Annotated in this window: 1 protein-coding gene; it reads left to right on the plus strand. The window is 70.5% G+C overall.

The features are described 5' to 3' along the window. Positions 1-7,813: non-ribosomal peptide synthetase (locus H0U68_RS11555; protein ID WP_296355689.1), on the plus strand; the 7,813-nt coding region annotated here is incomplete at both ends.

Below are 7,813 nucleotides of genomic sequence, written 5' to 3' on the forward strand. Positions count from 1 at the left end.
GCGGCACGGTGTGGATGGTGCCGAACGTGCTGGCGCTGATGCAGGGCTCCAAAGCCGCATCGGCGCCGCTGACCCTGATCAACACGGTGCCCTCGGCCGCGGCGCAGCTGGAACGCAGCGGAGCGATCCCGGCGAGCGTGAAGGTCCTGAACGTGGCAGGCGAAGCGCTGCCGGCCAAACTGGTGCGAGACGTGTACGCGAGCACGCAGGTCGAGCGCATGTACAACCTGTACGGGCCGTCGGAAGACACGACGTACTCGACCTGGGCACTGATGGCCAGGGACATCGAAGGTGCGGTGCCGATTGGCCGGCCGATTGCGAACTCGCAGACGTATCTGCTCGACGATGCGCTGAACCCTGTCCCCGCCGGCGTGGCGGGCGAGCTGTACATGGCCGGAGATGGCCTGGCGCGCGGCTACCTGCACCGGCCGGACTTGACGGCTGAGCGCTTCCTGCCGGACCCGTACGGGCCGGACGGCTCGCGCATGTACCGCACGGGCGACCTGGCGCGGCATCTGGGGGACGGCAGCATCGAGTACCTGGGCCGCGTGGACCACCAGGTGAAGATTCGGGGTTTCCGCATCGAGCTGGGAGAGATCGAAGCGGCGCTGACGGCGCAGGGCGGCGTGCAGGGCGCGCTGGTGCTGGCAAGGGAAGACACACCGGGCGACAAGCGTCTCGCGGCCTACGTTGTCGCGAAGCCGAACCACACGCTGTCGATCACCGAGCTGCGCGCGGCCACGGCCAAGCGCCTGCCCGACTACATGGTGCCGGCGCACTTCGTCTTGCTTGACGCCTTCCCGCTGTCGCCCAATGGCAAGATCGACCGCGGGGCGCTGCCTGCACCGGACGGCAGCAGCGTCGTGGAAACGGCTTACGAGGCGCCGCAAAACCACACCGAAGAAGCGCTGGCCGCTGTGTGGAAGCAGTTGCTCAAGATCGAGCGCGTCGGCCGCCACGACAACTTCTTCGCGCTGGGCGGGCATTCGTTGCTCGCCGTCAGCATGATCGAGCAGCTGCGCAAGGCCGGCATCGCCACCGACGTGCGCAGCGTCTTCGCCACGTCCACACTCGCCGATCTGGCGGCGCGCGCGGGCGGCGAAGGCACCGCCGCCGCGCCGCCGAACCGCATTGCGCCGGATTGCGGCGCAATCACGCCCGACCTGCTGCCGCTGGTGCAGCTCACGCAAGGCGAGATCGACACCATCGTGGCCGGCACGCCGGGCGGCGCGGCCAACATCCAGGACATCTATCCGCTTGGGCCGCTGCAGGAAGGCATCCTGTTCCACCACCTGCTGCAGGCGCATGGCGACGCCTACATCCTGCGCGCGGTGCTGGGCTTCGACACGCGCGCGCGGCGCGACCGTTTCCTGGCTGCCCTGCAGCAGGTGATCGGCCGCCACGACATCCTGCGCAGCGCCGTGCGCTGGCAGGGCCTGTCGCGGCCGGTGCAGGTGGTGTGGCGCGCCGCGCCGCTGCAGGTGCGCGAGCTCGCCATCGACCCGCAACGCGAAGGCCTGGCGCAGCTGCTGGAGCAGACCGATCCGCGCCACGTGCGGCTGGACCTCACGCGCGCGCCGCTGATCGGCGCCTTCACGGCCGAAGCGCGCGCCGGGGACGCCACCGACACGCCCTGGCTGCTGGCGCTGCTGAACCACCACATGGTCATCGACCACCTCAGCGCCGAGCTGGTGGTGAGCGAGGTGCAGCTGCTGCTGGAAGGCAAGGAGAACGCACTTCCGCCGATGCTGCCGTACCGTGATTTCGTGGCGCAGGCGCTCTCGGTGCCGGCTAGCGAGCACGAGGCGTATTTCCGCCAGGAGCTGGGCGACGTGGACACGCCGACCGCCGCCTTCGGCGTGCTGGACGTGCGCGGCGAGGGCGCGGCCGTGCAGCAGGCGCGCGTCGAAGTTGAAACAACATTGGCGCAGCGCCTGCGGCAATCCGCGCGGAGCTTGGGCGTGAGCCCCGCCGTGCTGTTCCACCTGGCCTGGGCGCAGGTGCTGGGCCTCACCAGCGGGCGGCGCGACGTGGTGTTCGGCACCGTGCTGCTGGGCCGCTCGCAGGGCACGGCCGGCGTCGACCGCGCCATGGGCATGTTCATCAACACGCTGCCGGTACGCGTGCGGCTGGACGGCGGCAGCGTGGAAGATGCGGTGCGCGGCCTCCAGCGGCGCCTGAGCGAGCTGCTGCGGCACGAGCAGGCCAGCCTGGCGCTGGCGCAGCGCGCCAGCAGCGTGGACCCGGCGCTGCCGCTGTTCACCGCCTTGCTGAACTACCGCCACACGGCCGTTGCGCAGCACGACGAAGCGGCGCGCATCACCTGGCAGGGCATGCGCGTGTTGAAGAACGAGGAGCGCACCAACTACCCGCTGAGCGTGGACGTGGACGACACCGGCCGGGGCTTCAGCCTGAACGCGGCCTGCGTGGCGCCGATCGACCCGCGCCGCATCGCTGTCTATCTGGACCTCGCGCTGCGGCAGCTCGCCGATGCGCTGGAGCAGGCGCCGAAACGGCCCCTCGGCGCCATCGGCCTGCTGCCCGAGAGCGAACTCGCGCTCCTGCGCCAGTGGAACGACACCGCGTTCGCCTATCCGGAGGACAAGGCGCTGCAGCAGCGCTTCGAGGAACAGGTGGCCGCCGATCCGCAAGCCGTGGCGCTGCACTTCGAAGGCACCGAGCTGCGCTATGGCGAGCTGAACGCGAAAGCCAACCAGCTGGCCCACCACCTGCGCGCGCAGGGCGTCGGCCCCGATGCGCTGGTCGGCCTGTGCACAGAACGCGGGCTGGACATGATCGTGGGCGTGCTCGCCATCCTGAAGGCCGGCGGCGCCTACGTGCCGCTGGACCCGGCGCTGCCGCCCGACCGCATGGCCTTCATGCTGGACGACGCCAAACCGGTGCTGGTGCTGGGCCATGCGCGGCTGCTCGCGCCGCTGCCCTTGCAGCAACGCGGCATCGGCAGCTTCGCCATCGACACCGGCTGGGCGGACATCGCGCACCTGCCGGACGGCGACCTCCCGTGCGGCACGCGGCCGGACAACCTGGCCTACGTCATCTACACCTCGGGCTCCACCGGCACGCCCAAGGGCGTGCTCAACACGCACCGCAACGCGGTGCACTACGCCGCGTCGCACAAGGCCACCTGCGCGATGGGGCCGGGCGACCACGTGGCGCAGCTCGCTTCCATCAGCTTCGACCTGAGCGTGGAGGAAATCTTCCCGCCGCTGCTGGCCGGCGCGCGCGTGGTGCTGCGCCCGCGCGAGGCGCCGGGCGCCGGGCGCGAATTTTCAGAATGGCTGGACACGCACGGCGTGTCGGTGATGAGCCTCACCACCGCGTACTGGGACGAGTGGACCCGCGCGATGGAGTCCGGCGAAGCGCGCTATCCATCGGCGCTGCGCATGATGTTCGTCGGCGGCGAGAAGGTGCAGCCGGAACGCTACCGCGGCTGGATGCGCCTGCCCAAGCCGCTGGACGTGCAGTGGATCAACTGCTACGGGCCGACCGAAACGACCATCGGTTCCACCGTGTTCCGCGCGCCGCGCGCGCTGCCGCAAGACGGCGAGGTCGACCTCTGCATCGGCCGGCCGATCCACAACACCACGGTCCACATCCTCGACGACGCGCTGTCGCCGGTGCCCGTCGGCGTGGCCGGCGAGCTGTGCATCGGCGGCGTCGGCCTGGCGCGCGGCTATCTCAATCGGCCGGAGCTCACGGCGCTGCGCTTCGTGCCCGACCCATTCGCGGGCGGCGGCGCGCGCATGTACCGCACCGGCGACCTGGCGTGCTGGCGCGGCGACGGCCAGCTCGAATTCCTGGGCCGGCTGGACACGCAAGTGAAGATCCGCGGCTGGCGCATCGAGCTGGGCGAGATCGAGGCCGCGCTGACCGCCTTGCCCGCCGTGCGCGAAGCCGTGGTGCTGGCGCGCGAGGACCAGCCCGGCAACAAGCGGCTGGTGGCCTACGTGGTGCCGGCTCTGCGCGACGCGGACGGCGGCTTCGACACCACGGAGCTGCGCAGCCACCTGCTGCGCACGCTGCCCGAGTACATGGTGCCGGCGCACATCATGGTGCTGGATGCCCTGCCGCAGACCATCAGCCGCAAGATCGACCACAAGGCGCTGCCCGCGCCGGACCTGCACGCGGGCGGGGAGGCCCGTGTCGCGCCGCGCACGCCGCTGGAGCGGCAGTTGGCCGCGATCTGGGCCGAGGTGCTGGGCGTGGACAGCGTCGGCGCGCACGACAGCTTCTTCCAGCTGGGTGGCCATTCGCTGCTGGTCACGCGGCTGATGGCGCGGTTGCGCGACGAGGTGGACGTGGAGCTGCCGCTGCGCTCGCTGTTCGAGGCGCCGACGCTGGCGGCCCAGGCGCTGCGGGTGGAGGAGGCGCTGCGCGAGCAAGGGCCGAAACGCCCGCCCATCGTGCCGGTGCCGCGCGGCGGGCTGCTGCCGCTGTCGTTCGCGCAGAACCGCTTCTGGTTCCTGCAGCAGTTCCAGCCGGACAGCGCGTCCTATGCCATGCCGCTGGCGCTCAACGTGGAAGGCCGCATCGACCTTGACGTGCTGCTGCGCGCCTTCAACGCCCTGGTGGAACGCCACGAGCCGCTGCGCACCGTGTTCGTGCTGGAGGACGGCGCGCCGCGCCAGAAGATCCTGCCGCAGCTGCGCATCGCCATTCCCGTGCAGGACCTGAGCCATCTGTCTGGCGACGCGCTGGAGGAAGCGACGCGCGCCGAGATCGACGCCGAAGCCGCCGCGCCGTTCCGCCTGGACACGCCGCCGCTGGTGCGGCTGCGCCTGGTCAAGCGCGCCGCGCAGGAGCACGTGCTGCTGCTGACCCTGCACCACACGCTGTACGACGGCTGGTCGCAGGCGGTGCTGCTGCGCGAAATGTCGGTGCTGTACGCGGCCTTCATCGCGGGCCAGGAGTCGCCGCTGGCGCCCATGCCGATCCAGTACGCCGACTATTCGCACTGGGAACAGCAGCTGCTGAGCGGCGACTTCCTGGCGCAGGAACTCGCGCACTGGCGCGCGCAGCTGCAGGGTGTGCCCGAGCTGCTGGCGTTGCCGGTGGACCGGCCGCGCCCGGCGGTGCAGACCTTCAACGGTGCCGAAATCGCGGTGTCGCTCCCCGCGGAATTGACGCATGGCCTGGAGGCGCTGGCAGCGCAGCACAACGCCACCCTGTTCATGGTGATGGCGGCGGCGTTCGACGCACTGTTGTACCGCTGGAGCGGGCAGGCGGATTTCTGCGTCGGCGCGCTGTCGTCCAACCGGCCGCCGCAGACCGAGTCGCTGATCGGCATCTTCGTCAACATCCTGGCGCTGCCGGCGCACGTGCGCGGCGAAGACCGCTTCGCCGACTTGCTGGACCGCACCGCAAAATCCATCGTGGCGGCGCACGAGCACACGCTGCCGTTCGAGCTGCTGCTGACGCACTTCGCAACCAGCCGCGACGCCTCCTACATGCCGTATGCGCAGGCAGTGATCAATTTCCACGTGGACGACGCGCAGCAGCGCGTGCCGGCCATCGAGCTGCCGGCCGGCCAGGGCCTGCAGCTGCGCGGCGCCAACCTGAACGCGGTGACGCACGCGCACTTCGAGCTGAAGCTGGAGATGGAAGTCGTCCACGGCCGGCTGGCCATCCACTACGAATACAACACCGACCTGTTCGATCAGGCCACCATCGAGCGGCTGGCCGGCAGCTTCGAGCGGCTGCTGGCCGCTGTGGTGGACGCGCCCGAAACGCGGGTGCAGGACATTCCGCTGCTGGGCCCAGCCGAACTCGCGCTGCTGCGGCAGTGGAACGACACGGCAGTGCAGGTCCCCGACGAACTGCTGCACGAACCGATCGAGCGGCAGGCGCTGGCGGCGCCGGACCGCATGGCCGTCATCGCGGCGGACCGCAGCCTGCGCTATGGCGAGCTGCATGCGCTGGCGCGCACGCTGGGCGCGCAGCTGCGCTCGCTGGGTGCTGCACCCAACCAGTTGATCGCGCTGCTGCTGCCCAAGGGCTGGGAACAAGTGGTGGCGGTGCTGGGCGTGCTGGACGCCGGCGCGGCCTACCTGCCGCTGGACCCGGCCCTGCCCGAACAGCGCCTGCAGCAGTTGCTCCAGGACAGCGGCGCGCGCATCGTGCTGTCGCAGGCGGCGTTGCTGGAGCAAATCAAGCTGCCGGACGGGCTGCACCGCATCGCGGTGGACCGCATTGCTATCGACGAAACCGCCGCGCACGCGCCATGGCAGCGCCGCTGCGCCAGCGACGACCTGGCCTACGTCATCTACACCTCCGGCTCCACCGGTATGCCCAAGGGCGTGATGATCGACCACCGCGGCGCGGTGAACACGGTGCTGGACATCAACCGCCGCTTCGGCGTCGGGCCAGATGACAAGGTGCTGGCGCTGTCGGCACTGAACTTCGACCTGTCGGTGTACGACATCTTCGGCCTGCTGGCCGCTGGCGGCACCATCGTGCTGCCGCCAGCCGACGCGCAGCGCGATCCGGCGCAGTGGGTGGACTTGATGGCGCGGCACGGCGTCACGCTGTGGAACTCGGTGCCGGCGCTGCTGGGCATGCTGGCCGAGCACGCCAACGGCCGCGCGGGCCTGGTGCCGGACGCGCTGCGGCTGGTCATGCTGTCGGGCGACTGGATTCCGCTGAACCTGCCGGCACGCATGCGCGCGCTGCGGCCCGGCATCCGCTTCATCGGCATGGGCGGCGCCACCGAGGCGTCGATCTGGTCTAACTGGTTCGACGTGGACACGGTCGATCCGGCCTGGCGCAGCATTCCCTACGGCCGGCCGCTGGACAACCAGAGCTTCCAGGTGCTGGACGAGGCGCTGCACCCGGTGCCCATCGGGACACCCGGACAGCTGTTCATCGGCGGCGTCGGCGTGGCGCGCGGCTACTGGGGCGACGCGGAGAAGACCGCGCGCAGCTTCATCGCGCATCCGCGCACGGGCGAGCGGCTGTACCGCACCGGCGACTTCGGCCGCTGGCGGGCGGACGGCACGCTGGAATTTTTGGGCCGGCGCGACGCACAGGTGAAGGTGCAGGGCTTGCGCATCGAACTCGGCGAGATCGAGGCCGCGCTCAGCGCGCATCCGGCGGTGCAGGACGCGGTGGTGAACGCCATCGGGCCGGCGCTGGGCGACAAGCGGCTGGTCGCGTACGTCGTGGCGAAGGACGGACAGCCGGTTTCCGGCAGTGAACTCGGCACGCACCTTGCGCAGTCGCTGCCGCAGTACATGGTGCCGGCGCACTTCGTCACGCTGCAGGCATTGCCGCTCACGCCCAATGGCAAGGTGGACCGCAACGCGCTGCCCGCACCCGACATGCGCGACGCGGTCGAGGCCTACGAGCCGCCGCAAGGCGACACCGAGGACATCCTCGCCGCCACCTGGGCGCGCCTGCTGGAGGTGGAGCGCGTCGGCCGCCATGACAACTTCTTCGCGCTGGGCGGACATTCGCTGCTGGCCGTCGGCATGATCGAGCAGCTGCGCAAGCAGGGCATTGCCACCGACGTGCGCAGCGTGTTCGCCGCTGCAACGCTGGCGGAACTGGCGGCCAAGGTGAACGCGCAGGCGCCGGCAGCCGTTGCACCGGCGAATGCCATCCAGGCCGGCAGCGGCGCGATCACACCGGACATGCTGCCGCTGGTACAACTCACGCAAGCCGAGATCGACGGCATCGTGAACAGCGTGCCGGGCGGCGTGGCGAATGTGCAGGACATCTACCCGCTCGGGCCGCTGCAGGAAGGTATTCTGTTCCACCACCTGGCGCAGGCCGAGGGCGACGCCTACATCCTGCG

Origin of the sequence: Ramlibacter sp. (assembly GCF_013697775.1) — a bacterium.
GTDB lineage: Bacteria > Pseudomonadota > Gammaproteobacteria > Burkholderiales > Burkholderiaceae_C > Ramlibacter.